The sequence below is a fragment of the Bradyrhizobium guangzhouense genome (assembly GCF_004114955.1).
In the GTDB taxonomy this organism is placed as follows: Bacteria; Pseudomonadota; Alphaproteobacteria; order Rhizobiales; family Xanthobacteraceae; genus Bradyrhizobium; species Bradyrhizobium guangzhouense.
This window is the reverse complement of record NZ_CP030053.1, coordinates 5,504,182-5,528,558: the sequence shown is the minus strand read 5'-3', so window position 1 is coordinate 5,528,558 and position 24,377 is coordinate 5,504,182. Positions and strand designations below refer to the sequence as shown.

Genomic DNA, 24,377 nt, shown 5'->3' with positions numbered 1-24,377 from the left:
ACACAATTAACGAGTGTGCTTCATTCTGTGGCCGCGCAGCCGGAGACGCCATGAGGGCGTTCGGCTGCCCGAATTCTTGGGGGCGGCATCATGCGGGGCATTCGTTTGAGAATCCGGGGACGTCTTTACGCCGGGTTTACGGCTCTGGCCGCGGTTGGCCTGATCATGACCGTGGTCGCCGTCTGGAACCTGTGGGCAGTCCAGGACCAGGTCGCGAAAATGTCCGCCTACTCGGACAGTACAGCGCGCATTCGCGAGATATCCGTCCATCTCCAGGCGCTGCAGCGGGCCAATCTGCGCTACATCCATGACGCCAACGAGCCTGCCTTCAAGGAGGCCGCGGAGCGGGAGGCGGCGACGATCGAGTTGCTGAAAGTCGCCTCGGCAGGGACGGCCTCCGAGGAGCGACGCAAGATCTACGACGGCCTCGTTGCCGATATCGGCAAGCTGCAGGCGCTCCGCGAGCGCATGGGCGCCGCGGTCAAGGAAATGACGAAAGGCAAGGCCGCGCTCCTGCCGGGTGGCGAGGAACTGAACGCCAATGCCGGCAAGCTCGTCATCGCGGCCCATGGAACCCACGATCCTGAGATCACGGCGCCCGTCGCCGACCTCGAATCCAAGATCCTCCAGGCCCGTCTGGCGAGCTGGCGCTTCCTCGCCATGCGCGACTCCAAGGCAACCTCGACCTTCAGAGCCAATACCGAGAGGGCGCAGCAGCGGATCACGGGGCTCCAGGAGGCAAATCTGCCAGAGCAGGTCAAGTCTGCGCTCGCCCCGGTCAAGACCTCGCTTGCGTCCTACCAGGCGGCGTTCGAGGCGACATCCGCCGCGATCCTCGTGGCTGAGGACACTTACCGGAACAACATTGCGCCCCTGATCGTCGGCAGCATCGACAAGCTCAAGGCCGCGGACACCAAACTGGAAGCCGACTCCCAGAAGACGCGTACGGTCGCCGCTGGCGTCATCGCCAGCACGACATGGATTCAGGAGGCCGCAGGCGCTCTCGCCGTTGTGTTCAGCGTGATCGTCGCCTTCCTGATCGCCCGCAGCATCGTCGGTCCGCTGACCTCGATGACGCGCGCGATGGGCCGGCTCGCCGGCGGCGACCTCGCGGTCGAGATCCCCTCGCGCGGCAAGAGCGACGAGATCGGCGACATGGCCAAGGCGATCCAGGTGTTCAAGGACAACATGATCGACACCGAGCGCCTGCGTCACGAGCAGACCGAGAGCGAGGCGCGGCAGGCCGAGGATCGCAAGAAGGACATGGTCCGGCTCGCCGACCAGTTCGAGCAGGCGATCGGCGAGATCGTCGAAACCGTGTCGTCGGCCTCCAGCGAGCTCGAGACCTCCGCCGGCACGCTGACGACGACGGCGACGCGCGCCCAGGATCTGTCGACGGAAGTCGCCTCCGCATCGCAGGAAGCCTCGGCGAACGTCCAGGCCGTCGCGTCGGCGACCGAAGAGCTGTCGTCCTCGGTCAGCGAGATCGCCCGTCAGGTACAGGAATCGGCCCGCATCGCCGGCGAAGCCGTGGGGCAGGCGAGCAAGACCAACGCCCGCGTCAGCGAGCTCTCCAAGGCGGCTGCCCGCATCGGCGATGTCGTCGAGCTGATCAGCACCATCGCCGGCCAGACCAATCTCCTGGCGCTCAATGCCACCATCGAGGCGGCGCGCGCGGGCGAGGCCGGCCGCGGCTTTGCCGTGGTCGCCTCCGAGGTCAAGGCGCTGGCCGAGCAGACGGCAAAGGCGACCGGCGAGATCGCCCAACAGGTTTCCGGCATCCAGGCCGCGACCGAGGAGTCGGTCGGCTCCATCAGGGAGATCAGCGGCACCATCGAGCGGCTCTCGGAAATCTCCTCGACGGTTGCCGCTGCCGTGGAAGAGCAGGGCGCCGCGACGCAGGAGATCTCCCGCAACGTCCAGCAGGCCGCGCATGGCACCCAGCGCGTCTCGACCAATATCGGCGACGTCCAGCGCGGCGCGGCCGAGACCGGCTCGGCCTCGTCGCAGGTGCTGTCGGCCGCGCGCTCGCTGTCGTCAGACAGCAGCCGGTTGAAGCAGGAAGTCGCGAAGTTCCTGAGCTCGGTGCAGGCCGCCTGAGAAAACAAAAGGGCCACGCGCGTGCGCGTGGCCTTGCATCGCTTTGCGATATGATCAGGCCACTTTCGTCGTCATGTGCCTGAACATGTTGGCGCGCGCCTCGTCGTCCATCTCGGCCTTGAAGGTGAACTTGTCCTTCAGCGCGATCGCGCGGGCCGCCGCGGGCCGCGCCGAGATCTCGTCGACCAGCCGCTTCACGTTCGGGTAGCGTGCGAAGGCGTCGTCGCCGAGCTTGAACGGCACCATCCGCGCCCAGCCCCACAGCGCCATGTCGACGATCGAATAGGCATCGCCGACCATGTAGCTGCGGCCTTTGAGGTGCGAGTCGAGAATCTTGTAGTGGCGATCGGTCTCGTACTGGTAGCGGTTATGGGCGTAGTCGTGGTTCTGGTCCTTCGGCGCGAAATGCTTGAAGTGCACCGCCTGGCCCGAATACGGTCCGACGCCTGTCGCCACGAACATCAGCCAGGACAGCAGCTCCGCGCGGTTCGCGGGCAGGAATTGGCCGGTCTTCTCGGCGAGATAGAGCAGGATCGCGTTGGAGTCGAACACGACGGTGCCGCCATCGTCGATCGCCGGCACCTTGCCGTTCGGATTGATCTTCAGGTACTCAGGCGCGAACTGCTCGCCCTTGCGGGTGTCGATCTTGACCGGCTCGTATGGCAGGCCCGCCTCCTCGAGGAAGAGCGCGACCTTGGTCGGGTTCGGCGATCCGTTGAAATAGAATTTGAGCATGTTTCTCTCCCCATTTCCCTGTTTAGAGAATGAATACGGCCTTGCGGCTTTCTGTGCCTGAATAGGGCCGGGGAGAGCAACCGGCGAGTTTGCGGGGCGGTCTCTGCGCGCCGCGCAGATCAGGGGGCGTAACAAAGGCCGATGGCGGCCGTAATGACCATCGCCGCGCCGACCGCTTCCAGGCGCAGCCCGAGCCGACTGGCCAGATGCATGTCGCAGGCCCGCGCCTTGCGCTCCGAGCCACGCGCGTAGCCATGCACGATGACATCGTGATTGAAATTGTCGTGCGCCTCGTTGCTGCTCGCGAGCCCGACGCAGATCACGAGCACGCCGAACAAGGCGAGGCCGAAAAAGCCGAGCAGGGCGATCAGGAACATCGGAAACATGCCGACCAGGAAGATCGGCAGCAGCGGCACCAGCAGCAATGTCTCGGACTGTCGTCGCATGGGAGCCGGCCGGTCAGGACGGGGCTAATCCCGTGAATCTAGTCCTGGCCGTGGCGGCGTTCAAGGTGCCGTAGGGTGGGCAAAGCGAAGCGTGCCCACCAAATCCGTAACCCCGGGAGAGATCGTGGGCACGGCGCAAGTGCGCCTTTGCCCACCCTACAGGAACTACGAGATCACGATCGGATCACTCCGCCGCCATGCCGGCGCGGATCTCGGCGCGGAGCTCGTCGATCAGCTTGAGACCCTTCTTGGTCTCGACGTGCCAGAAGGTCCAGCCGTTGCAGGCCTGCGCGCCTTGCGCGACCGCGCCGATGCGGTGGATCGAGCCGACCTTGTCGCCGAACATGATGGCGCCGTCGGCACGGACCAGCGCGCCCAGCTTCTTCTTGGCGTCGAACAGCTTCGTGCCGGGCATGATCATGCCGCGCTCGATCAATTCGGAGAAGGCCACGCGCGGCGCCTCGCGCGCGGTCATGAACGGGGCGAGGCTCGCTTCCGGCAGCGGCTCGACCGCGGCGATGCGCGCCTCTGCCGCCTTGGCGTAGGTCTTGTCGCGCTCGAAGCCGATATAGGAGCGGCCGAGGCGCTTGGCGACGGCGCCGGTGGTGCCGGTGCCGTTGAAGGGATCGATGACGAGATCGCCGGGCTTGGACGAGGACAACAGCACGCGCGCGAGCAGCCCTTCCGGCTTCTGCGTCGGGTGCACTTTCTTGCCGTCGGCGCCCTTGAGGCGCTCCTCGCCGGTGCAGAGCGGGATCAGCCAGTCGGAGCGTGCCTGAACGTCCTCGTTGGCCGCCTTCAGCGCTTCGTAGTTGAAGGTGTAGCCCTTGGCCTTCTCGTCGCGCGCGGCCCAGATCATGGTCTCGTGCGCGTTGGTGAAACGGCGGCCGCGGAAATTCGGCATCGGATTGGTCTTGCGCCAGACGATGTCGTTCAGGAGCCAGAAGCCGAGGTCCTGCATGATCGCGCCGACGCGGAAGATGTTGTGATAGGAGCCGATCACCCAGATCGTCGCCGACGGCTTCATCGCGCGGCGCGCGGCCAGCAGCCAGGCGCGGGTGAAATCGTCATAGGCGGAGAATGAATCGAACTTGTCCCAGTCGTCGTTGACGGCATCGACATGGGATTCGTCGGGGCGCTTGAGATCGCCCTTGAGCTGCAGATTGTAGGGCGGATCGGCGAACACGAGGTCGACCGAGCCGGCCTGAAGCTTCGACATCTCGGCGACGCAATCACCGAGGATGATGCTGTGCGAGGCAGACTCGAAATTTGTGCGGGGCGCCTTTGCAGACGCCCCGCGACGCGACACTACCATGACTCAAGAACTCTGACTCAGGCGACGCTGTCGGCGACGCGGGACCAAACAACCGACTGGCCGTTACAATGAAGCGGCAAAGTAAAAATCGACTTAACCCGCCGCTTTCGTGAGCAGGCGCCGCATCGCGCGTCGCGTGCGAGTCGCTGTGCGCATTCGCCGTGTTTTACAGTGTGTTTCGCATTTCCTCGCGTTGCGGAGGCGGTCGGATCGGCAAAAGACTCCAAATTTCTCTCGGAAAAAAATGCTTGGCCCTCGGAAAAAATTGCTCGCGTCGCATGCTGTCGCACTAGGCAATAATTGCCGAGCGGGATATTGATTAACGCAATGGAAATTTTAGCTGTGTGGCGCGTTGAGGTTTTCGTGTTTCCGCGTGCCCGCGCCGTGTCATCGCCGATCTGAGGGAAGCCTACCATGCGCTACGATGATTTCCGCCGCAGCGACGACATTGAGGATCGTCGCGATGACGGCGGTGGAGGATTCGGCGGCGGCGGAGGCGGCGGCTTCGGCCTGCCGATGGGCGGCGGCGGCCTCGGCATCGGCACCATCATCGTGCTCGGCCTCGTCGGCTACGCCTTCGGCATCGACCCCCGCATCCTGATCGGCGGCGCCGAGATCCTCACCGGCGGCGGCCAGGCGCCGAGCTACCAGAGCGACCGTCCGTCCAGTCAGGCCAAGCGCGGCGCGCCGACCGACGAGATGGGCAGCATGATCTCGGGCATCCTCGGCGAGATCGACGATCGCTGGAGCGAGATCTTCCAGGCTTCCGGCCAGTCCTACACCGGCCCGAAGGTCGTGCTGTTCCGCAACGTCACCAATGGCGGCCGCTGCGGCCGGGCGGAATCGGCGATGGGGCCGTTCTACTGCCCGCCGGATCGCACCATCTTCCTCGACACCTCGTTCTTCCGCGAGGTCGAGACGCGCTTCCACGGCTGCTCCGGCAAGTCGGCGTGCAATTTCACCTCGGCCTACATCATCGCGCATGAGGCCGGCCATCACATCCAGAACCTGCTCGGCATCATCCCGAAGGTGACGCGGCTGCAGCAGCAAGCCGGCAGCAAGGCGGAGTCGAACGCGCTTCAGGTGAAGGTCGAGCTCCAGGCCGATTGTCTGTCCGGCATCTGGGTCAATCGCGAAGCGAAGAAGCGTCCGAACTTCCTCGAGGCCGGCGACATCGACGCCGCCCTGACCACGGCGAGCGCGATCGGCGACGACACTCTGCAGCGCCAGGCGACGGGGCGAGTGGTACCCGATTCCTTCACCCACGGCTCGGCCGCGCAGCGCAAGCAGTGGTTCATGACCGGCTATCAGCAGGGCACGCTGCAGGCGTGTAACACGTTCGGCGGCGGCGGGCCGTAGACACAGATGCTGGTGCCCCCGACGCAGCGCAGCGCTTCTTCAGCGGTGCGCTGCAGAGCCGGGGCCCACATGGCCGGTCACTCAAGCCTCTAAATGGGTCCCGGCTCTGCGCAGCAGCGTTTCACGCTGCGGCGCGTCCGGGACACGAGAGGATTGAGCAATGGCCTCCATCGACGAATCCAAGCAGTTCATCCCGCTCAACATCGCGGTGCTCACCGTCTCCGACACGCGTGCGCTGGCGGATGACAAATCCGGCCAGACGCTGGTCGATCGGCTCACCGCTGCCGGCCATCATCTCGCCGCGCGCGAGATCGTCACCGACGATGTCGAGGCGATCCGCGCCGTGATCCGCCGCTGGATCGCCGACGCCGGCGTCGACGTCGTCGTCACCACCGGCGGCACCGGCTTCACCGGGCGCGACGTCACGCCGGAGGCGATCGAGCCGCTGTTCGAGAAGCGCATGGACGGTTTCTCGATCGCCTTCCACATGCTGAGCCATGCCAAGATCGGCACGTCGACCATCCAGAGCCGCGCCACCGCTGGCGTTGCGGGTGCGACCTACATCTTCTGCCTGCCGGGTTCACCCGGCGCCTGCCGCGACGGCTGGGACGGCATTCTCGCGAGCCAGCTCGACTACCGCACGCGCCCCTGCAATTTCGTCGAGATCATGCCGCGGCTCGACGAGCATCTGCGCCGGCCGAAGGCGCAGGGCGCGACGGTGTGATGACTTTCTTCCTTTCTTCCCTTCCCCCCTTGTGGGGGAAGGTGGCGCGAAGCGCCGGATGAGGGGTATCTATCTGCGTGCACAGATGTTCGCGGAGACATACCCCTCACCCAAGTGAGTTTGTGTCCACCAGTGTCGCTGCCCTCTCCCGCGAGGGGCGAGGGCACTACAATGCGCATCATTTCTTGATCTGCGCCGAACGTGCGCAGCTACAGATCCCGCTCCCACGTCTCACCCACCAGATCGTGCCCAAAGCTGTGATGCGGCTTGGTCGCGACCAGCTCGAAGCCGGCGCTCTTGTAGATGCCGCGTGCTGCGACCAGGATGCTCTGCGTCCACAGCGTCATCCTCTTGTAGCCCCGCTCGCGCGCGCCCTGGAGACATTGCTCGACCAGCGCGCGGCCGACGCCGAAGCCGCGTGCCTTCTTCTCCACCTGCAACAGGCGGAGCTTGGCGAGCTCGTCCGTGGCCTTGACCAGGAAGATCGAGCCGACCGGCTCGCCACCCAATTCCGCGATCCAGCAATGCTCGCGCGCGGCGTCGTAGCTCTTGACGAACTGTGCGCAGATCTCGGCGACCAGCGCCTCGTAGCTGATGTCCCAGCCATAGTCCGCGGCATAGGCGGCCGCCTGCTTGGAGATGACCCAGCCCATGTCACCGACGCGATGGCTGCGCAGCACGACGGATGCGGGCGCGGTCTGGCGCTGCTCCAGCACGGCCTCGATGGTCGCCATCGCCTGGGTGAGACGCGTTGCATCGCCGGTTGAAAGCCGGGCCAGCATGGCGGCGACCTCGTTCTGCGAGCCGAGGTTCAGCTTGGCGAAGGTCTGGCGACCCTTGGCGGTGAGGCTGAGCTGGTACTGCCTGCGATCCGCAGGAAGAGGCGTGCGCGTGATCAGCCCCTTTTCGTCGAAGCTTTGCACGATGCGGCTGAGATAGCCGGGGTCGAGACCGAGCTCGTTGCCGATCTCTTTGGCCGCAAGGTCATCGCGATGCGCGAGCTCGTAGAGCACGCGGGCCTCGCTCAGCGAAAACGGGCTCTTGCCCAAATGCTGGTCGAGCACGCCGAGCTTGCGGGTATAGAAGCGGTTGAAGGCGCGAACCGCTGCGATCTGGTCGTCGGCACCGTTGATTGGCATGGGACACCTCAATAATTGCCATTGTCAAATAATTATTTGACTTTGGCAAGTATCTGGTCGCCTCACCCGACCATGACGATCCGGCTGCGCAGCAGCGTGCGGGAGGAACGGCCGAGCCGCCGCAGCAGCCGGGCCTCGGAACGGCGGGCCTGGGGCGGGTAGCCGCCGATCCGGTCGTAATGGTCGCGCGCGATCAAAAGCCCTTGATCGCCGAGCGGGCCGACCAGCTTGCGCGCGACAGACCACAGGACGTCGCGAAAACCGGTATTTGCGTAAGGCGAACGGGCGTAGCGAAACACGGCCGCACGGTCCCGGCCGCTGGCCGCGACGGCCTGGATGAATTGGGTCGTCTCCTCGATCCAGCCGGTGTCCAGCACCGCGCCGGCCGGGAGAAACATCAGCCACGGCGAACGGGCCTGAAGTGCGCCGGCGGCCAGTGCCGCGCCCTGCGAAGTGCCTTCGTAGCCGATGAAACGGCAGCCGGCGACGTCGGCAACGCGCTCGATGACGCCGTTGCGGGTGCCGTCGACCAGCAGAACTTCCTTGATGATTCCAGCTGCGGCACCGGGGACCAGCGCGGCCAGAGTCGCGACCGCCGTCTGCTCGATGCCTTCAGTCGGTATGATGACGCTCAGCATGATTGAGGTTTCGATATCAGCACTTCGGCAGAAGCGCAGCTCGGTATGATATTGTCATAAAACACGCTGCGATACCGAGTGCAACTTTCCGGCGGCGTTTGGCCGTGCGATGGTAAACCACCGCCGGTCCATCGCAGCCGAATGTGTCGCGCGCGCGGTGGTGATATTGCCGAATGTTTCGGCGAGTGACGGGTTCGTGAACTTCAACGCGAATTTGCTCCGTCGCTGTCGTCGGGCGAGCAAGGCGGCATCGTCAGTCTGACACGGACCTTGCCGATGGGAAAAACGTGCAATCGCCGCCGCGCAGAGCGAGATGTCCAATGAACGCCGATCAACTTCCCGTTGGTGCGCCGTCAACATCGCCGAGGCCGGATCCCGCGACGACCCTGCGGATCCGCGCCGTAATGCTCGGCGAGCGCATCAATCCGTCGGGGCTCGAGATCGGCCCTGCCGTTTCCTCGACGCCGGCGGCGTTTCGCGTCCATGCCGGCCTCGCCGTGATCTTCCGCTACGGCGTCGTGGTTCTGATCGGCCTGCTTCCTTCGGAGGAGAAGGTGCTGCTCGACAGCCTGAAGTCCCGTGTGACCGGCGAACTCAGCCCGATCGAGGAGGAGACCGCCCAGGCGCAGTTGTGCAAGGACGAAAACGCCGAGGCGATCCAGCCGGGCGGGCCGATCAATCTCTCGAAATTCTCCGACGAGCGGCTGCTGCTGATCGCGGACGCGCTCGCCAAGAGCACGTCACTGGCGCGCGACGAGCGGCGTGTCGCTGCGGTCTTCGATGTCATCGAGCCTTTTGCACGGGAGCTTGCCGAGAAGGGCCGGACGTCGCGGCGACGCAAGGGCATCCTGCAGCTGATTGGCAACGCGCTGCTCGTCCAGCAGCGCGTCGCCGGCCGCGTCGCGGTTGCAGAAAAACCCGATGCGCTCTGGGAAAGGCCGCAGCTCGACCGGCTCTATGCGCGTCTCGAAGACGAGTACGAGCTGAAGGAGCGTCTCGACACGCTCGAGCGCAAGCTCACCGTCATCGCGGAGACCGCCGATGCGCTCACCGACATCATCGACACCCAGCGCTCGCTGCGGCTCGAAATCGCGGTGGTGGTGCTGATCGTGATCGAGGTCGTGATCGGGTGTATCCAGATTTTTGCGGGGGTTCACTGAACGCGGAGCCTACGAGCGAGGCGCGCGTTGTTGTGCCCTCTCCCCTTGTGGGAGAGGGCCGCACCGCCGGGAGACACGAACTCGCTTGGGTGAGGGGCATATCTCCGCATACTCATCTGCATGTGTGTGCGTGGAGAGAACCCCTCATCCGTCGCTTCGCGCCACCTTCTCCCACAAGGGGAGAAGGGAAGTCGGAGGCAGACCCTACGAGACTGCATCCAGATATGTGCCGGCTTCACTAAGCCGTCTTCGCGCCTGCCCGCAATTGATCGCAGCTCTGCGACTGCCATGCGACGATCTCGGCGAGCTCGGCCTCCGGTCGCGTCTCCGAGGTCTGGCAGCGCCCGAGATAAATCTGCCCGGCGTCGCCCTCGATCGTGATCCAGTCGCCCTCCGAGAGCGTCGCATCGGCGAGCCGGGCGCGCCGAGAGTCCGGGTCGATCCTCAGCTCAGTGCAGCCGACCACGCATGGCTTGCCCATCTGCCGAGCCACCAGTGCCGCGTGAGAGGTTCGCGCGCCGACCGCGGTGACGATGCCGGCTGCCACCGCAAATCCGGCGATGTCGGCGGTGCTGGTGTCGGGGCGCAGCAGAATGACCGGCTCGCCGGCAGCCGCAAGGCGCTTGGCGCCTTCGGAATCGAACGAGGCGCGGCCAATTCCGATGCCGCCCGAAGCGCCGGTGCCGGAGGCCGCGGGCCTGCCGGCGCCAACGAGCGAGATATCGACCAGCGAGGCAACGTCGATGCCGGAGAGGCGCGCCAGCGCCTCGTCCTTCGTGATCAATCCCTCATGCACGAGGTCGATCGCGATCCTGACCGCGGCGCGCGGTGTTCGTTTGGCCGAGCGGGTCTGCAGCATCCACAGCTTGCCGTCCTCGACCGTGAACTCGACATCCTGTACGTCGCCAAATTCGCGCTCGAGCCGCTTCAACACATTGCTCAACTCCGCCCGGATGTCAGGCAGCGCACGCGCGATCGCATCGTCGGAGTCCGGCGTGCGGCGGCCCGACACGACGTCCTCGCCCTGCGCGTCGAGCACGAGATCGATCATGGCGTGGGGGGCGCCGGTCGATGGATCGCGCGAGAACGCGACGCCGGCGCCCGAGGCAAGCCCGCCATTGCCGAACACCATGGCCTGGATGGTGACGGCGGTGCCTTCGAGATCGTCGAGCTGCTGGAGCGTGCGATAGGTCTGCGCCCGCTCGCTGGTCCAGGATTGGTAGACGGCCCGTGCCGCCGCCTCGAGCTGGGCCGACGCATCGTCGAGCCCGCCATCGGCGCGATCTTCGATCAGCGCCTGTTCGCCGGCGGCCAGCCGCTCCAGCGCTTCGCCATCCAGCTCCCGGTCGCTGGTCACGCCTTCGGCGTCGACCAGCTCGCAGATGCGCGCGGCGAACGGAGCGGGATCGAGCCCGAGCACCGTCTCGCCATAACTCTCCAGAAAGCGCCTCCGGCAATCCCACGCGAGCCGGGGACGGCCGGTCGCGCGGATCAGGCCGTGCACGGCATCGAGCGTGCAGCCGACGTCGAGCACGGTGTCGAGCATGCCAGGCATTGATCGCGCCGCACCGGAGCGCACGGAGACCAGGAGCGGCCGCCGGCGATCGCCGAAGCGTTTTCCGGTCGCGCTCTCCAGGAAAGCGATCCCGTCCTTCAGCCCGTCGCGCAGGTGCTGCGTCGCATGGGCACGGCCGGCAATCACGTCGGCGCAGAGCTTGACAGGCAGCACGAAGGCCGGCGGGACCGGCAGGCCGAGCGCTGCCATCCGAGCGAGGTTGGCGGCCTTGGCACCGATCTCCTCGGCGGGCCGCAGTTCGGTCGCGTCAGCACCGATACGCACGATATGCATGGTGGATTCCTCAGGCTGCGAGATCGATCATGATGTGACGGCGGAGCAGATGGCCGAAAGCGGCGAAGCGATCGGTGGCGCGCTCGATGGCGCGCGCCAGCTCGATCACCGATAGCGACGTCGCAACGTCGAAGCCCCCGCCGAAGACGAGCGTGGTCGTGGCTCGCTCCCTGGTATCAGCCGCATGTTCGGCGTCGATCAGGCGGGTTACGGCGTCCAGCGCATCCTCGGAATCGACCCGCCGTCCTTCCGGCACGTCGATCGCCGCCGCAACGCCCCGTGAGGCTGTTTCGGCCGCTGTCGCGGCCACCACGCAAAGCTCGGCCAGCGACGCCAGCAGGGCCGGATCGGCCCGCTCGGGGAGCAGCGAGGCGACGAAGGCTGCCTGCTCCAGCTCGTCGATGGCATCCTCGATGCGGTCGATCAATTGCCCGATCACAGGGCGGGCATCGAGGCGGTCGACCTCCTTGCGGCCCTCCAGTGCGATGCGGTCTGCTTTCTGTTCGATCGCAGCACAGCGCGCCGCCAGCAGCTTGCCGTCGGCAGGCAGTCCGGCCCTGACCGCCGCGATATGGCGTGTGATCAGAATGACGAGATCGTGTGCCAATCCGGTCTGGCGCAGCACGGCTGCGAGCAGCGTCCCGTCGACGCGGTCGAGGTGCCGCACCAGGTCGGCCTCGATCTGGTCGCGGACCGTCCTGACCGAGCGGCAGGCAAGCAGCGCCTCGGTCGAGGCGCGCAGTGCCGCCTTGAGAAAGTCGATCGCGGCGGCGCGGCCCAGCGCCTGGTCGAGCCGCTCGCCGAAGCCGATCCGCGAGGGAGCGGCGTTCCGGACCGCCGAGCCCAGCAGTTCGTTGCCGCCGAGTTCGAGAAAGCCGCGGTGGCCGATCAGGTTGCGCGCCGCCCATTCCAGGATGCGCGTCGCGTCGTCCTTCGCGACCCAGGTCCGCAGCAATTTGCGGGCCTTATTCCAGTCGATCAGGAAAACCAGCGCAGCGCCGATCGCCGACAGGAATTCGTTGCGCTCCGCGGCATGATCCGCCTGGTATTGACCGGTGACGAGATAGAACGAATTCTCTTCGCCGAGATCCGCAGCCGTATGTCGATCGAGCCCGCTCCAGTTCGCGTCGAACTTGTCGAACAGCGACATGAAGAATTTCGCGCGCGCCAGGTGTACGTCGGTGTAGGTGACGGTGACCGCGTTCTTCTTCACCGCGATCACGACGACATGGGCATCGGTGGTGCCGATGTCGTTCTGGATCAGGAGCCGTCCGCCCGCCCGTGTGGCCATGGTGTCGAGGCCGGGATGATTGAACTTGAGGCCGCGCGTAGCGTTCAGCCCCTTCATGAAGGCCGCAACCGCGGCGCGGTCCTCGCCATGCAGGCCGAACACATGGGCGCCGTCGAGCGCCTCTTCCGAGCAGCTCGCCGCCAGCTTGTTGAGCTGCTTGTGCAGGTCCATGACCAGCCGGTGCAGGCTGTCGCCGGCCGTGTCGGTCACGCCTGTCAGGCGCGCGATGCGGGCGACCTCGATTTCGCTGGCGGCATCGAGCAGGCCGGCGCTGCGGATAGCCTCGAGGCGGGCATTGGCCTTCGTGCCTTCATCGGGGGCGCCGGCGTCGACGGCGCGGATCATGGTCGCGGCGTCGTCCTGAATATCCTTCATCAGCTTCGCGAGATCAGGGGCCGCAAGCCGGTCCCGTCCGACCATATGCGCGCCGCCGATCAGCGTCGCGATGGCGGCAGGCGCAATGCCCGCGGTCTGACTCTCGATGCCGAGGTCGCTCGCCGGCCGGTTCGGGTCCCGCGCATGTTGAGCGGCCGCCTGGAGCGCGCTCATGCGCACCTTGATGCGGTCGTTGGCGGCGAGTCCTTCTGCCACCAGGGTCGGCAACAGAATGCCGCCTTGTCCGAGTTCTTCGATGATCTGGGTTTTCATGATCTATCCGCATCACGTTCGATGCGTGCATCATGTCGCAGGGCGGCGGCGCTGGCGTTGCGCCAGATCATTCATGAAACCGTCATAGGCGGCCGCCCTTGCGCAGCAACTCGGCACAGTGACGCGCGATCATGATCTCTTCATTGGTGGGAATGACGAACAAGGCAACGCTGCTGTCCGGAGCGCCGATGCTTTCGCGGCCTTCGCCGTTCGCCGTCGCGTCGATGCGCACGCCGAGCCAGGCGAGGCGCTCGCCGATGCCCTTGCGGATCTCCTTCGCATGCTCGCCGATGCCGCCGGTGAAGACGATGCCGTCGAGTCCTCCGAGCGTGTTGGCCATGACGGCGATCTCCTGCGCCGCGCGGAAGGTGAAGAGATCGACCGCCTCGCGCGCCGACGCCTCGCTGCTCGCAAGCAGCGTCCGCATGTCCGCGGAGAGGCCGGAGACGCCGAGCAGGCCGGACTCGTGGTAGAGCAGATGCTCTAGATCTTCGGCCGACATCTTCTCATGTTGCAGCAAGTAGAGCAGCACGCCGGGATCGATCGTGCCGCAACGCGTGCCCATCACGAGTCCGTCGAGCGGCGTCAGCCCCATTGTGGTGTCGACACTGCGGCCGTCGCGCAAGGCGCAGAGGCTCGCGCCATTGCCGAGATGGGCGATGACAACGCGCCTGGCTGCGAGCTCGGGCGCGATGACAGCCAAACGGACCGCGACATATTCGAACGAGAGGCCGTGGAAGCCGTAGCGCCGCAGGCCCTGCGCCTCGTAGCGCTTCGGGATCGCGAAGCGGTTCGCGGGCGGGGCCATAGTGTGATGAAATGCGGTGTCGAAACAGGCGATCTGCGTCAGCTCGGGCTTGATCGTCCTGATCGGGTGCACGGGTGCGAGACATCGCGGCTGATGCAGCGGCGCCAGCGGCGTCAGTGCCGCCAGCTTCGCGTAGACCTCTTCGGTCAGTTCGACCGGGCCTGAATAGTCGGGACCACCATGAACGATGCGGTGGCCGACGGCGCGCAGGCGATGATCGCCAAAACGGTCCTCGACGAAAGCGAGCACGTCTGCGAACAGATGGCCGCCGTCCGCGTCCGACGCCTCCCGCTGTGTCTCGAACATCGTCTCGCCCGATGGACTCCTGGCCACCAGGCGCGGTTTCGTCTCGTGCTCGTCGAGCAGGCCCTTGCAGAGCAGGTCAGGTTCGGTGCCTGAGGTCTCGAACAGGCCGAACTTGATGCTCGAGGAGCCTGCATTGAGGACAAGGACCGACGCGGTCATGCCGCCTTGCCCGGCCAGACCCAGTCGCGGATCACGGGCATGTCCTCGCCGTGCTCACGCACGTAACGCGAATGCTCGATCAGCGCGTCGCGGAACTGCTGCTTCACTTGCGCGGCCCTGGTGGCAAGACCGGGCACGCGTTCGATCGCCTCGATGGCGAGGTGGTAGCGGTCGAGCTCGTTGAGCACGACCATGTCGAACGGCGTCGTCGTGGTGCCTTCCTCGGCAAAGCCGCGCACGTGCAGGCCGGCATGGTTGGTGCGGTTATAGGTGAGGCGGTGGATGAGGTAGGGATAGCCGTGATAGGCGAAGATCACCGGCTTGTCTGCCGTGAACAGACTGTCGAAGTCGCGGTCGGACAAGCCATGCGGATGCTGCTCCCTGGGTTGCAGCGTCATGAGGTCGACGACGTTGACGACACGGATCTTGAGATCCGGCAGCGCTTTGCGGAGGAGATCGACGGCCGCGAGCGTCTCCAGCGTCGGCACATCGCCGGCGCAGGCCATCACCACGTCCGGCTCGCCGTCGTCGTCCTCGGTGCCGGCCCAGGTCCAGATGCCGATGCCGGCATCGCAATGCGTCGCGGCCTCCTGCATCGACAGCCATTGCGGCGCCGGCTGCTTGCCGGCGACGATGACATTGATGCGGTTATAGGTGCGCAGGCAATGATCGGCGATCCACAACAGCGTGTTGGCGTCAGGCGGGAAGTAGATGCGGACGATGTCGGCCTTCTTGTTGGCGACGAGATCGACGAAGCCCGGGTCCTGATGGCTGAAGCCGTTATGGTCCTGGCGCCAGACATGCGAGGTCAGAAGATAGTTCAGCGAGGCGATCGGTCGCCGCCATGGCAGGTGCCGCGTCACCTTCAGCCATTTGGCGTGCTGGTTGAACATGGAATCCACGATATGGATGAACGCCTCATAGCACGAGAAGAAACCGTGCCGTCCGGTCAGCAGATAGCCCTCGAGCCAGCCCTGGCAGAGATGTTCGCTCAGCACCTCCATCACGCGGCCATCTTGGGCCAGATGCACGTCATAAGGCTCGATCGGCTCCATCCAGACGCGTTCGGTCGCATCGAATACGGCATCGAGCCGGTTTGACGCAGTCTCGTCAGGACCCACGATACGGAAGTTGCGCTCCCCGGCGTTGAGGCGGATCACATCCCGCAGGAACTTGCCGAGCTCGCGCGTGGCTTCCCCCGTCGCGCCGCCGGGCTGCGGCACCTCGACGGCAAAACTGCGGAAGTCGGGCAGCTTCAATTCCTTCTTCAAGAGGCCGCCATTGGCGTGCGGGTTGGCGCCCATGCGCCTGTCACCTTCGGGCGCGAGGGCCTGAAGCTCGGGAATGAGTGCGCCGCTGGCATCGAACAGCTTGTCCGGCTCGTAGCTGCGCATCCAGTCCTCGAGAATCTTCAAGTGAGCCGGGTTCTCGCGGCAGTTCGCGACGGGCACCTGATGCGCGCGCCAAAAACCCTCGACCTTCTTGCCGTCGACCTCCTTCGGGCCGGTCCAGCCCTTCGGGCTGCGCAACACGATCATCGGCCAGCGCGGCCGCTCGATCGTGCTGCGTCCGTCGCGGGCGTGCTGCTGGATCGAGTGGATGCTCGCGATCGCGACGTCGAGCGCATCAGCCATCGCCCGATGCATCAATTTTGGATCGTCGCCTTCGACGAACAGCGGCTCGTGGCCGAAGCCGCGGAACAGATCGCGGATCTCGCTATCAGGCATCCGGCCGAGCACGGTCGGGTTGGCGATCTTGTAGCCGTTGAGATGCAGGATCGGCAGCACCGCGCCGTCATGCGCGGGATTGAGGAACTTGTTCGAATGCCAGGATGCGGCCAGCGGGCCGGTCTCGGCCTCACCGTCGCCGACGACACAGGCGACGATCAGATCGGGGTTGTCGAAGGCCGCGCCATAGGCGTGCACCAGCGCGTAACCGAGCTCGCCGCCTTCGTGGATCGAGCCCGGCGTCTCCGGCGCTGCGTGGCTCGGGATGCCGCCTGGGAATGAGAACTGCCTGAACAGCTTGCGCAATCCGTCCGCATCGCGCGGGATGTTCGGATAGATATCGCTGTAGCTGCCTTCGAGATAAGTGTTCGCGACCATGCCGGGGCCGCCGTGACCGGGACCGCAGACATAAAGCACGCTCAGGTCCAGCGCGCGGATCAGGCGGTTGAGGTGCGCGTAGATGAAATTCAGCCCGGGCGTCGTCCCCCAATGGCCGAGCAGACGCGGCTTGATGTGCTCGGGCCGCAAGGGCTCGCGCAGCAGTGGGTTGTCCAGCAGGTAGATTTGCCCGACGGAGAGATAGTTCGCAGCGCGCCAGTAGCGATCGAGGAGATCGAGGTCGCTGCTTGCAGCGGCCGATTGTTGTTGAGATGTCATATTCATGCCGACCTTCACCGGGAATCGTCACCAACCGGGTTCCGGCGCGATCGATCCATCCGCGGCATCAAACGGGATCGAGATGACACGCTGTTGCGTGAGGTCAAAAATCGGCGCGCGAAGTTTAGGCAGGTCTACTGTGCATGGGGTTGTTTTCGCGTTTTCGATTCTTGTTCTTGATTTGTTCCTTTTGCGTGTTATCTTGATTGCATGAGTCCAGCTTCTTCTTCTGCTCTCAAGCACCCGCCGGTCACGGCGCCCTCCGAGCCGGCGGGTGCGCCTTCTGACTTTCCCGAGTTGGCTGTCGCCATCGACCGCCAGCGCCGGCGAGGGCGGGGTGCCCAGTCCAACGCCAGTGGGCGCTTTGAGGCCGAGGCGCGTGTCGCCTTCGACGATGGCTGGCAGAGCCTGGACGACCTGCCCCCGTTCAAGACCAGTGTCGGGGTCGACACCTCGCGCAAGGTGATCACCCGCAACGACTCCCCCGACATCGGCTTCGACCGCTCGATCAATCCCTATCGCGGCTGCGAGCACGGCTGCGTCTATTGCTTCGCGCGGCCGACGCATGCCTATCTCGGCCTGTCGCCGGGGCTCGACTTCGAGTCGAAGCTGTTCGCCAAGCCCGAAGCGCCAGTTCTGCTCGAGAAGGAGCTCGCCGCCTCAGGTTACGAGCCGCGGATGATCGCGATCGGCACCAACACCGATCCCTATCAGCCGATCGAGCGCGAGCGCAAAATCATGCGCGGCATTCTCGAGGTGCTGGAGCGCACCGGCCACCCCGTCGGCATCGTCACCAAATCCGCGCTGGTCGTGCGCGACATCGACATTCTCGCCCGCATGGCCAAGCGCAACCTCGCCAAGGTCGCGATCTCGGTGACCTCGCTCGACCCGAAGCTCGCGCGGACCATGGAGCCGCGCGCCGCGACGCCGCCGAAACGGCTGGAGGCGCTGAAGCAGCTGTCCGAGGCCGGCATTCCCACGACCGTGATGGTCGCGCCTGTCATCCCCGCGCTGAACGATTCCGAGATCGAGCGCATCCTCGATGCCGCCGCCCATGCCGGTGTCAAGGAAGCCTCCTACGTGCTGCTGCGGCTGCCGCTGGAGGTGCGCGATCTCTTCCGCGAATGGCTGATGGCGAATTATCCGGACCGCTATCGCCACGTCTTCACCCTGATCCGCGACATGCGCGGTGGCCGCGATTACGATTCGAAATGGGGCGAGCGCATGAAGGGCACCGGCCCGATGGCCTGGACCATCGGCCGCCGCTTCGAGATCGCCTGCGACCGGCTCGGGCTGAACAAGCGCCGCTCGAAGCTGACGACGGATCATTTTGCCAGGCCGAAGCAGAACGGCGAGCAGCTCAGCCTGTTCTGAGGCGCGGAGCGGACGAGGTATGTGATGAGTAAGGAACTGCCGGCCCCGATCCCGCGGCTGACCGTGATCACGCTCGGCGTGCGCGACATCCGTGCCAGCATCGCCTTTTATGATTCGCTCGGCTTTTCGCGCCGGCTGAAGGTAACAGGCGAAGCAGTTGCATTCTTCGACACCGGCGGCCCGGTGCTCGGCCTGTTTCCCTGGGACCAGCTCGCCGATGACGCCAGGCTGCCGGACCAGCCGAGACCAACGACCTTCCGCGGCGTCACGCTCGCCTGGAACTGCGCTTCGCGCGAGGAGGTCGATACCGTGCTGGCGTTCGCGCTGCAAAAGGGAGCCACGTTGCTGAAGGCCGCGCATGAGACCGATTACGGCGGTTATTCCGGCTATTTTGCCGATCCCGACGGCCATCCCTGGGAGGTCGCCGTCGCGCCCGGCGTCGAGGTCGGCGACGACCGGCGGGTGCATCTGGCCGAATAAGGCTGCCTGAATAACGGGAATTGCGTCGGGTTCCCGGTTGCGCCGGCGAGCCGGCTTGCGCACGATCCGGCCATGATTCGGGACAAGTCCACCAAAAGGCCAGCCAAAGACGCACCGGAGAAGGCTGCCGAGAAGAAGGCTGCGCCGGCCAAGGCGAGCTTCCGCCGCGAGCGCGCGCTGATCAAGCGCGGCATCTGGCCGGTCGCGGGCTGCGACGAGGCCGGCCGCGGGCCGCTGGCCGGCCCCGTGGTCGCGGCCGCGGTGATTCTCGATCCTGACCGCATCCCGCGCGGCATCGACGATTCCAAGCGCCTGACGGCGGAAGAGCGCGAAAAGCTGTTCGACAGGATCTGTGCCACCGCGCAGGTCTCGGTCGCCGTCGCCTCGCCCGCGCGGATTGACCGCGACAACATCCTGCGCGCCTCGCTGTGGGCGCTGAAGCGCGCGGTGGTCGCGTTGCCCGAGCAGCCGAAGCTCGTCTTCGTCGACGGCCGTGATCGCCTCGACACGGCCTGCGATTGCGAGGCCGTGATCGGCGGCGACGGCATCGTGCTCTCGATCGCGGCCGCCTCGATCGTCGCCAAGGTGACGCGCGACCGGCTGATGTGTGCGCTGGCGCAGGATTGCCCGGGCTATGGTTTCGAACAGCACAAGGGCTATGCCGTGCCCGACCATCTCGACGCGCTCGACCGGCTCGGCCCGACCGTCCACCACCGCAGCTTCTTCGCCCCCGTCGCCGCCGCCCGCGCCAAGCACATGCCCTGGACCGTCGAGCCGGTGCAGGATCTGTTCTCCATCACCGAGGTCGAGGTGCAGGTGGAGACCGCAGTTGAAATCGATGCTTCAGCGGGCCTCTAGAGCAGACCGCCGTTGCCACGGCGCGTGGCGCCCTTTATCAAAACAGCTGTGAGCGAATAGGGCCGGCTGGACGGGTTGGCTGCATCTTGCGGGCGTTGCATGCGGTTTACCTCCCTGGTCATCGAGCTCATTCGCGCCCGGCCGCGGTTGATCGTCTGGATTGCCGTGCTGCTGCAGGCTGCGATGTGGCTGCTGGTGGCGTTGCTGTTCTACCGCAGCCCACCCGGCAGCCTTGCGACCCTGCTGGCCTTTGGCCGCGAATATCAGGTCGGCACGGATCTCGGCCCGCCGCTATCGATCTGGCTGGCGGATATCGCCTATCGCGTGGCAGGCGGCCATGTATTCGGCGTCTACGTCCTTGCCGAGCTCTGCGAGATCGCGACTTTCATCACCCTCTATCATCTGTCGCGGGCCGTGATTGGCTCACAGCAGGCGGTGCTCGCTGCGCTCCTGACCATGACGGTGCTGGCCTTCTCGTCGTCCGCGCTCGACTTTGGCCCCCTTGTCCTTGCCCGGCCGATCTGGGCGCTGTTGCTGCTGCATTCCTGGCAGATCATCGGCCAACGCCGAGGCAACGCCTGGTTCGCCTGGTCGATCGAGGCGGGCCTTCTGCTCCTGACCACACCGGCTGCGATCTACCTGCTTGCGCTGCTCGTCATCTTCGCGCTCTCGACGGCGGGCGGCAGGCGCACGTTGCGTGCGCTCGATCCGCTGTTCGCGCTCGTCGTCGTCGCCGTGCTGGCGCTGCCCTATGCGGTCTGGCTGATGCGCGCCCAAACTCTCGTGCTGCCGGCCATGCCGCAAATAGCCGACCTCGGTGCCCGTGCGATCCACGCCGCCTGGCTGCTCGGTGGGCTCGTGTTCGGCGCGATCGCGGTCCCGGTGCTGAGCTTCCTCAACACGCCCCTGTTTGCCGGCAAGAGTGAGGAGGCGCCGATCATCTACCGGCCGCCGGTCGAGCCGCTCGCTCGCAACTTCGTCTATTTCTTCGCACTCGCGCCGGCGCTCGGTGCAGTCCTGATCTCCGGTCTGTTCGGGCTCGAGACCGTCGTCGGCGGCGCCGGCGTCGTGCTGGTCATGTCAGGCCTCGCCATGGTCGTCGCGGCCGGCGATCTGATCGCGATGCGCCGCGCGCGGATGTTGCGCACGGTGTGGGCGGCCGCCGTCGTCGCCCCCGCCGCCGGCGTCGTGCTGGCCGTGCTGTTTCTGCCCTGGACCGGCACCGGCGAGATCGCGACCTCGATGCCGGCGCACGCGATCTCGGATTTCTTCGACGACAGCTTTGCCCGCCGCACCAATCATCGCCTGCGCGCGGTCGCCGGCGAGACGCAGCTTGCAAGCCTGATCACGCTGCATTCCGGCCGGCCGCACCTGTTCATCGATGCCGATCCGGCGCGCACACCGTGGATGTCACAGACGAAATTCAGCGAGAGCGGCGGCGTCGTGGTCTGGCGCGCGTCTGACACCGCTGGTACTCCGCCTCCTGACATCCTCGCGCGCTTCCCCGGCATCGTGCCGGAAGTGCCGCGGGCCTTCGAATGGTTGATCAATGGCCGTCAGGGATTGCTGCGTATCGGCTGGGCGATTGTACGGCCGAAGGGGGGCTGACGCTAGCTCTCTCCATCGTCATTGCGAGGAGCCCTTGCGACGAAGCAATCCAGGCTGTCCCAATGGAGAGATTCTGGATTGCTTCGCTGCGCTCGCAATGACGGGGAGAGTTTTTGCTCTCACTTGGCCGCCAACACCTTCGCGATCGCCCGCAGATCCTGCCAGGCCAGCCGCTTGTAGGACGGCGAGCGCAACAGATAGGCCGGGTGGAAGGTCGGCAGTGCGCGGATGGTGCGCTGGCCGGTCTCGTACTCGAACCAGCGCCCGCGCGTGCGCATGATGCCTTCGCGGGTCGAGAGTAGTGTCTGCGTCGAGGGATTGCCGAGCGTCACCAGCACGTCGGGGTTCACGAGCTCAATATGGCGCTGGATGAAGGGCAGGCAGATCTGCGTCTCCTGCGGTGTCGGTGTGCGGTTGCCGGGCGGCCGCCAGGGAATGACGTTGGTGATGTAGGCCGTGCTGCGGTTGAGCCCAATCGCGCCGATCATCAAATCGAGCAGCTTGCCGCTGCGGCCCACGAACGGCAGTCCCTCGATGTCCTCGTCGCGGCCCGGCGCCTCGCCGACGAACATGATGCGCGCCTGCGGATTGCCGTCGGCAAACACCAGCCGCGTCGCGGTGTGTTTGAGCGCGCAGCCTTCGAAGTTCTGCATCAGCTCGCGCAGCGCCTCGAGCGTCGGCGCGGTGCGCGCGGCCTCGCGCGCCGAGGCGATCGCGACGTCAGGCGCAGGTGCGGCCTCGCCGCGCAGCACCGCAGGCGCGGCGACAGGCCGCGGCGCTTCGACCGGCGCTACGCGGGGGGCCGGCGGCGGGGCGTCTAATTCCGCCAGGCGGTCGACCGGTTCCTCCGCGAGCGCGCAATCGACGCCGGCCTCCAGATAGAAGGCAAGAAGTTCGCGGACGGTGGGTGCGGGCTCGGGGATCATTGGGAAAGTCAGACTATTAGTTCATCTTAAGGCGCCTTGCATCCCAGCGGAACGCATTTCCGTGGTTGTCCTACCCGGAAAAATCGGAAACAAGGGGGCGCAAATGACAAGGAACCGTCTCAAGGGCTGAGATCAGATGAGCACCGAAGAACTTCCCCCGCGCGAATCCATGGAATTCGACGTCGTCATCGTCGGCGCCGGCCCCTCTGGCCTGGCTGCGGCGATCCGGCTGAAGCAGATCAATGCCGATCTCAACGTCGTCGTGGTGGAAAAGGGCTCCGAGGTCGGTGCGCACATTCTCTCCGGTGCCGTGATCGATCCGGCCGGTCTCGACAAGCTGATCCCTGACTGGCGGGAGGATTCGGATTGCCCGCTGAAGACGCAGGTGAAGGATGACCGCTTCTACTGGATGACGGCCGGCGGCGCGATCAAGCTGCCGAATTTCATGATGCCGCCGCTGATGGACAACCATCACTGTTATATCGGCTCGCTCGGCAATGTCTGCCGCTGGCTGGCGCGAAGGGCCGAAGCGCTCGGCGTCGAGATCTATCCGGGCTTTGCCGCCGCCGAAGTGCTCTACGACGACAAGGGCGCGGTGAAGGGCATCGCCACCGGCGACATGGGTATCGGCCGCGACGGCAAGCCGAAGGACTCCTTCACCCGCGGCATGGAGCTGCTCGGCAAGTACACGCTGTTCGCCGAAGGCGCGCGCGGCAGCCTCACCAAGCAGCTGATCGCGAAGTTTGCGCTCGATGCCAAGAGCGAGCCGCCGAAGTTCGGCATTGGCCTCAAGGAAGTCTGGCAGATCGATCCTGCCAAGCACCAGAAGGGCCTGATCCAGCATTCCTTCGGCTGGCCGCTCGACCTGAAGACCGGCGGCGGCTCGTTCCTCTATCACTACGACGACAATCTCGTTGCGGTCGGCTTCGTCGTGCATCTGAATTACGACGATCCTTATTTGTCGCCATTCGACGAATTCCAGCGCTTCAAGACCCATCCCTCGATCCGCGGCATCTTCGAAGGTGCCAAGCGTCTTGCCTATGGCGCGCGTGCCATCACCGAGGGCGGCTATCAGTCGGTGCCGAAGCTGACGTTCCCCGGCGGCGCGCTGGTCGGTTGCGCGGCCGGCTTCGTCAACGTGCCCCGCATCAAGGGCGTGCACAATGCGATGGGTACGGGCATGCTGGCTGCCGAGCACGTCGCAACCGCGCTCGCGGCCGATCGCGCCAATGACGAGGTCGTCGACTACGAGAACGCCTGGCGGGCCTCGTCGGTCGGTAAGGATCTGTTCCTGGTCCGCAACGTCAAGCCGCTGTGGTCGAAGTTCGGCACCGTGCTCGGTGTCGCGCTCGGCGGCTTTGACATGTGGTTCAACACGCTGTTCGGAACCTCACTGTTCGGCACGCAGTCCCATGCCAAGCCCGATCGCTCGACGCTCGATCCTGCAAAGCAGCACGCGCCGAAGAACTATCCGAAGCCCGACGGCAAGATCTCGTTCGACAAGCTGTCCTCGGTGTTCCTGTCGAACACCAACCACGAGGAGGACCAGCCGGTCCATCTCCGGGTCGCCGACATGAACCTGCAGAAGACCTCCGAGCATGATGTCTTCGCCGGACCCTCGAACCGCTATTGCCCGGCCGGCGTCTATGAATGGGTCGAGGAGGGCGCCAGCCCGCGCTACCAGATCAACGCGCAGAACTGTGTCCACTGCAAAACCTGCGACGTGAAGGACCCCAATGGCAACATCACCTGGGTTCCCCCGGAGGGCGGCGGCGGCCCGAACTACGAGGCGATGTAGGGGACGCCGGGTCACAAACGTGACCTAGCGCACGTTCGCGTGAGAACGGGCGCATGATGGGTGGGCCCGGGAGCACCACGGGGGGGCATGGCCACGATAAGGCCATAGTACCGGCGTCTTGGGGCTCTCTTGACGGTCACTTGAACGGTCACTTGGCCGATTTGGGGCGTGCGGAGGGGATCGCCCGGTCCGAATCCTTGCGGCGAAGCGCCAAAAGCGGCATTGTCCGGACCCGACGGTTCCGGGTTACATGTCGCCGGTCGCGTTCGCTC

Annotated in this window: 19 protein-coding genes; 9 read left to right on the top strand and 10 right to left on the bottom strand. The window is 65.6% G+C overall.

Annotated elements, in window-relative coordinates; genetic code table 11:
* Positions 1 to 90 precede the first annotated feature (90 nt).
* The gene (locus XH91_RS26440; RefSeq protein ID WP_128953311.1) at positions 91 to 2,100 is read left to right on the top strand and encodes a methyl-accepting chemotaxis protein; all 2,010 of its coding nucleotides are present in this window, start codon (positions 91 to 93) and stop codon (positions 2,098 to 2,100) included.
* A gap of 54 nt (positions 2,101 to 2,154) precedes the next feature.
* Here the strand turns inward: XH91_RS26440 and XH91_RS26435 are convergent, their stop codons facing one another.
* From XH91_RS26435 to XH91_RS26425, 3 genes are all read right to left on the bottom strand, one after another.
* Entirely contained in the window at positions 2,155 to 2,835 is a 681-nt protein-coding gene (locus XH91_RS26435) for a glutathione S-transferase family protein (protein WP_128953310.1), read from the bottom strand.
* A 119-nt stretch (positions 2,836 to 2,954) separates the two neighbouring features.
* Complete coding sequence (locus XH91_RS26430; protein ID WP_128953309.1) at positions 2,955 to 3,281, bottom strand: hypothetical protein; 327 nt, start codon at positions 3,279 to 3,281, stop codon at positions 2,955 to 2,957.
* A gap of 184 nt (positions 3,282 to 3,465) precedes the next feature.
* Entirely contained in the window at positions 3,466 to 4,596 is a 1,131-nt protein-coding gene (locus tag XH91_RS26425; protein WP_128953308.1) for a site-specific DNA-methyltransferase, read from the bottom strand.
* A 414-nt stretch (positions 4,597 to 5,010) separates the two neighbouring features.
* On the opposite strand from XH91_RS26425, the gene ypfJ reads away from it, so the two are divergent.
* Together ypfJ and moaB are read left to right on the top strand one after the other, a co-directional pair.
* Positions 5,011 to 5,955 carry a KPN_02809 family neutral zinc metallopeptidase gene (gene ypfJ / locus XH91_RS26420; protein WP_128953307.1) on the top strand — a complete coding sequence of 315 codons (945 nt, stop codon included), beginning with the start codon at positions 5,011 to 5,013 and terminating at the stop codon, positions 5,953 to 5,955.
* A gap of 160 nt (positions 5,956 to 6,115) precedes the next feature.
* Positions 6,116 to 6,679 (top strand): molybdenum cofactor biosynthesis protein B, encoded by a 564-nt coding sequence (gene moaB, locus XH91_RS26415; protein ID WP_128953306.1) that lies wholly within the window; start codon positions 6,116 to 6,118, stop codon positions 6,677 to 6,679.
* Between the two features lie 209 nt (positions 6,680 to 6,888).
* On the opposite strand, the gene XH91_RS26410 is transcribed toward moaB, so the two are convergent.
* Positions 6,889 to 7,818 (bottom strand): bifunctional helix-turn-helix transcriptional regulator/GNAT family N-acetyltransferase, encoded by a 930-nt coding sequence (locus XH91_RS26410; protein WP_128953305.1) that lies wholly within the window; start codon positions 7,816 to 7,818, stop codon positions 6,889 to 6,891.
* Positions 7,819 to 7,880: 62 nt separating this feature from the next.
* Complete coding sequence (locus XH91_RS26405) at positions 7,881 to 8,456, bottom strand: glycosyltransferase family protein (RefSeq protein ID WP_128953304.1); 576 nt, start codon at positions 8,454 to 8,456, stop codon at positions 7,881 to 7,883.
* 320 nt (positions 8,457 to 8,776) lie between these two features.
* On the opposite strand from XH91_RS26405, the gene XH91_RS26400 reads away from it, so the two are divergent.
* Entirely contained in the window at positions 8,777 to 9,616 is an 840-nt protein-coding gene (locus XH91_RS26400) for an RMD1 family protein (protein ID WP_128953303.1), read from the top strand.
* A gap of 238 nt (positions 9,617 to 9,854) precedes the next feature.
* Here the strand turns inward: XH91_RS26400 and XH91_RS26395 are convergent, their stop codons facing one another.
* From XH91_RS26395 to XH91_RS26380, 4 genes are all read right to left on the bottom strand, one after another.
* The gene (locus tag XH91_RS26395; protein ID WP_128953302.1) at positions 9,855 to 11,465 is read right to left on the bottom strand and encodes a PEP/pyruvate-binding domain-containing protein; all 1,611 of its coding nucleotides are present in this window, start codon (positions 11,463 to 11,465) and stop codon (positions 9,855 to 9,857) included.
* A 10-nt stretch (positions 11,466 to 11,475) separates the two neighbouring features.
* A complete protein-coding gene (locus XH91_RS26390) occupies positions 11,476 to 13,404 on the bottom strand; it encodes a hypothetical protein (protein ID WP_128953301.1) in 1,929 nt (642 codons plus the stop codon).
* Between the two features lie 82 nt (positions 13,405 to 13,486).
* Positions 13,487 to 14,677 (bottom strand): acetate/propionate family kinase, encoded by a 1,191-nt coding sequence (locus XH91_RS26385; RefSeq protein WP_128953300.1) that lies wholly within the window; start codon positions 14,675 to 14,677, stop codon positions 13,487 to 13,489.
* Entirely contained in the window at positions 14,674 to 17,061 is a 2,388-nt protein-coding gene (locus XH91_RS26380; protein WP_164934150.1) for a phosphoketolase family protein, read from the bottom strand. Before XH91_RS26380 ends, XH91_RS26385 begins: the two co-directional genes overlap by 4 nt.
* A 210-nt stretch (positions 17,062 to 17,271) precedes the next feature.
* Here XH91_RS26380 and XH91_RS26375 point away from each other — a divergent pair, with 210 nt between their 5' ends.
* The 4 genes from XH91_RS26375 (at position 17,272) to XH91_RS26360 (ending at position 21,381) form a co-directional block, all read left to right on the top strand.
* The gene (locus XH91_RS26375; RefSeq protein ID WP_128953298.1) at positions 17,272 to 18,435 is read left to right on the top strand and encodes a PA0069 family radical SAM protein; all 1,164 of its coding nucleotides are present in this window, start codon (positions 17,272 to 17,274) and stop codon (positions 18,433 to 18,435) included.
* 24 nt (positions 18,436 to 18,459) lie between these two features.
* Complete coding sequence (locus XH91_RS26370) at positions 18,460 to 18,915, top strand: VOC family protein (RefSeq protein WP_128953297.1); 456 nt, start codon at positions 18,460 to 18,462, stop codon at positions 18,913 to 18,915.
* 72 nt (positions 18,916 to 18,987) lie between these two features.
* A complete protein-coding gene (gene rnhB, locus XH91_RS26365; protein WP_128953296.1) occupies positions 18,988 to 19,773 on the top strand; it encodes a ribonuclease HII in 786 nt (261 codons plus the stop codon).
* Positions 19,774 to 19,872: 99 nt separating this feature from the next.
* Positions 19,873 to 21,381, top strand: coding sequence for a glycosyltransferase family 39 protein (locus XH91_RS26360; protein ID WP_128953295.1), 1,509 nt, complete (start codon positions 19,873 to 19,875; stop codon positions 21,379 to 21,381).
* Positions 21,382 to 21,500: 119 nt separating this feature from the next.
* On the opposite strand, the gene XH91_RS26355 is transcribed toward XH91_RS26360, so the two are convergent.
* Positions 21,501 to 22,307 (bottom strand): uracil-DNA glycosylase, encoded by an 807-nt coding sequence (locus XH91_RS26355; RefSeq protein WP_128953294.1) that lies wholly within the window; start codon positions 22,305 to 22,307, stop codon positions 21,501 to 21,503.
* Positions 22,308 to 22,443: 136 nt separating this feature from the next.
* Here XH91_RS26355 and XH91_RS26350 point away from each other — a divergent pair, with 136 nt between their 5' ends.
* Entirely contained in the window at positions 22,444 to 24,105 is a 1,662-nt protein-coding gene (locus tag XH91_RS26350) for an electron transfer flavoprotein-ubiquinone oxidoreductase (protein ID WP_128953293.1), read from the top strand.
* Positions 24,106 to 24,377 lie beyond the last annotated feature (272 nt).

Excerpts from the sequence above, each read along its gene's own strand:
- XH91_RS26400 (WP_128953303.1), top strand. The coding sequence starts at position 8,777 with ATGAACGCCGATCAACTTCCCGTTGGTGCGCCGTCAACATCGCCGAGG.
- XH91_RS26425 (WP_128953308.1), bottom strand. The coding sequence starts at position 4,596 with ATGGTAGTGTCGCGTCGCGGGGCGTCTGCAAAGGCGCCCCGCACAAAT.
- XH91_RS26435 (WP_128953310.1), bottom strand. The coding sequence starts at position 2,835 with ATGCTCAAATTCTATTTCAACGGATCGCCGAACCCGACCAAGGTCGCG.
- XH91_RS26440 (WP_128953311.1), top strand. The coding sequence starts at position 91 with ATGCGGGGCATTCGTTTGAGAATCCGGGGACGTCTTTACGCCGGGTTT.
- rnhB (WP_128953296.1), top strand. The coding sequence starts at position 18,988 with ATGATTCGGGACAAGTCCACCAAAAGGCCAGCCAAAGACGCACCGGAG.
- XH91_RS26430 (WP_128953309.1), bottom strand. The coding sequence starts at position 3,281 with ATGCGACGACAGTCCGAGACATTGCTGCTGGTGCCGCTGCTGCCGATC.
- XH91_RS26375 (WP_128953298.1), top strand. The coding sequence starts at position 17,272 with ATGAGTCCAGCTTCTTCTTCTGCTCTCAAGCACCCGCCGGTCACGGCG.
- moaB (WP_128953306.1), top strand. The coding sequence starts at position 6,116 with ATGGCCTCCATCGACGAATCCAAGCAGTTCATCCCGCTCAACATCGCG.
- XH91_RS26390 (WP_128953301.1), bottom strand. The coding sequence starts at position 13,404 with ATGAAAACCCAGATCATCGAAGAACTCGGACAAGGCGGCATTCTGTTG.
- XH91_RS26385 (WP_128953300.1), bottom strand. The coding sequence starts at position 14,677 with ATGACCGCGTCGGTCCTTGTCCTCAATGCAGGCTCCTCGAGCATCAAG.
- XH91_RS26380 (WP_164934150.1), bottom strand. The coding sequence starts at position 17,061 with ATGACATCTCAACAACAATCGGCCGCTGCAAGCAGCGACCTCGATCTC.
- ypfJ (WP_128953307.1), top strand. The coding sequence starts at position 5,011 with ATGCGCTACGATGATTTCCGCCGCAGCGACGACATTGAGGATCGTCGC.
- XH91_RS26410 (WP_128953305.1), bottom strand. The coding sequence starts at position 7,818 with ATGCCAATCAACGGTGCCGACGACCAGATCGCAGCGGTTCGCGCCTTC.
- XH91_RS26350 (WP_128953293.1), top strand. The coding sequence starts at position 22,444 with ATGAGCACCGAAGAACTTCCCCCGCGCGAATCCATGGAATTCGACGTC.
- XH91_RS26405 (WP_128953304.1), bottom strand. The coding sequence starts at position 8,456 with ATGCTGAGCGTCATCATACCGACTGAAGGCATCGAGCAGACGGCGGTC.
- XH91_RS26370 (WP_128953297.1), top strand. The coding sequence starts at position 18,460 with ATGAGTAAGGAACTGCCGGCCCCGATCCCGCGGCTGACCGTGATCACG.
- XH91_RS26355 (WP_128953294.1), bottom strand. The coding sequence starts at position 22,307 with ATGATCCCCGAGCCCGCACCCACCGTCCGCGAACTTCTTGCCTTCTAT.
- XH91_RS26395 (WP_128953302.1), bottom strand. The coding sequence starts at position 11,465 with ATGCATATCGTGCGTATCGGTGCTGACGCGACCGAACTGCGGCCCGCC.
- XH91_RS26360 (WP_128953295.1), top strand. The coding sequence starts at position 19,873 with ATGCGGTTTACCTCCCTGGTCATCGAGCTCATTCGCGCCCGGCCGCGG.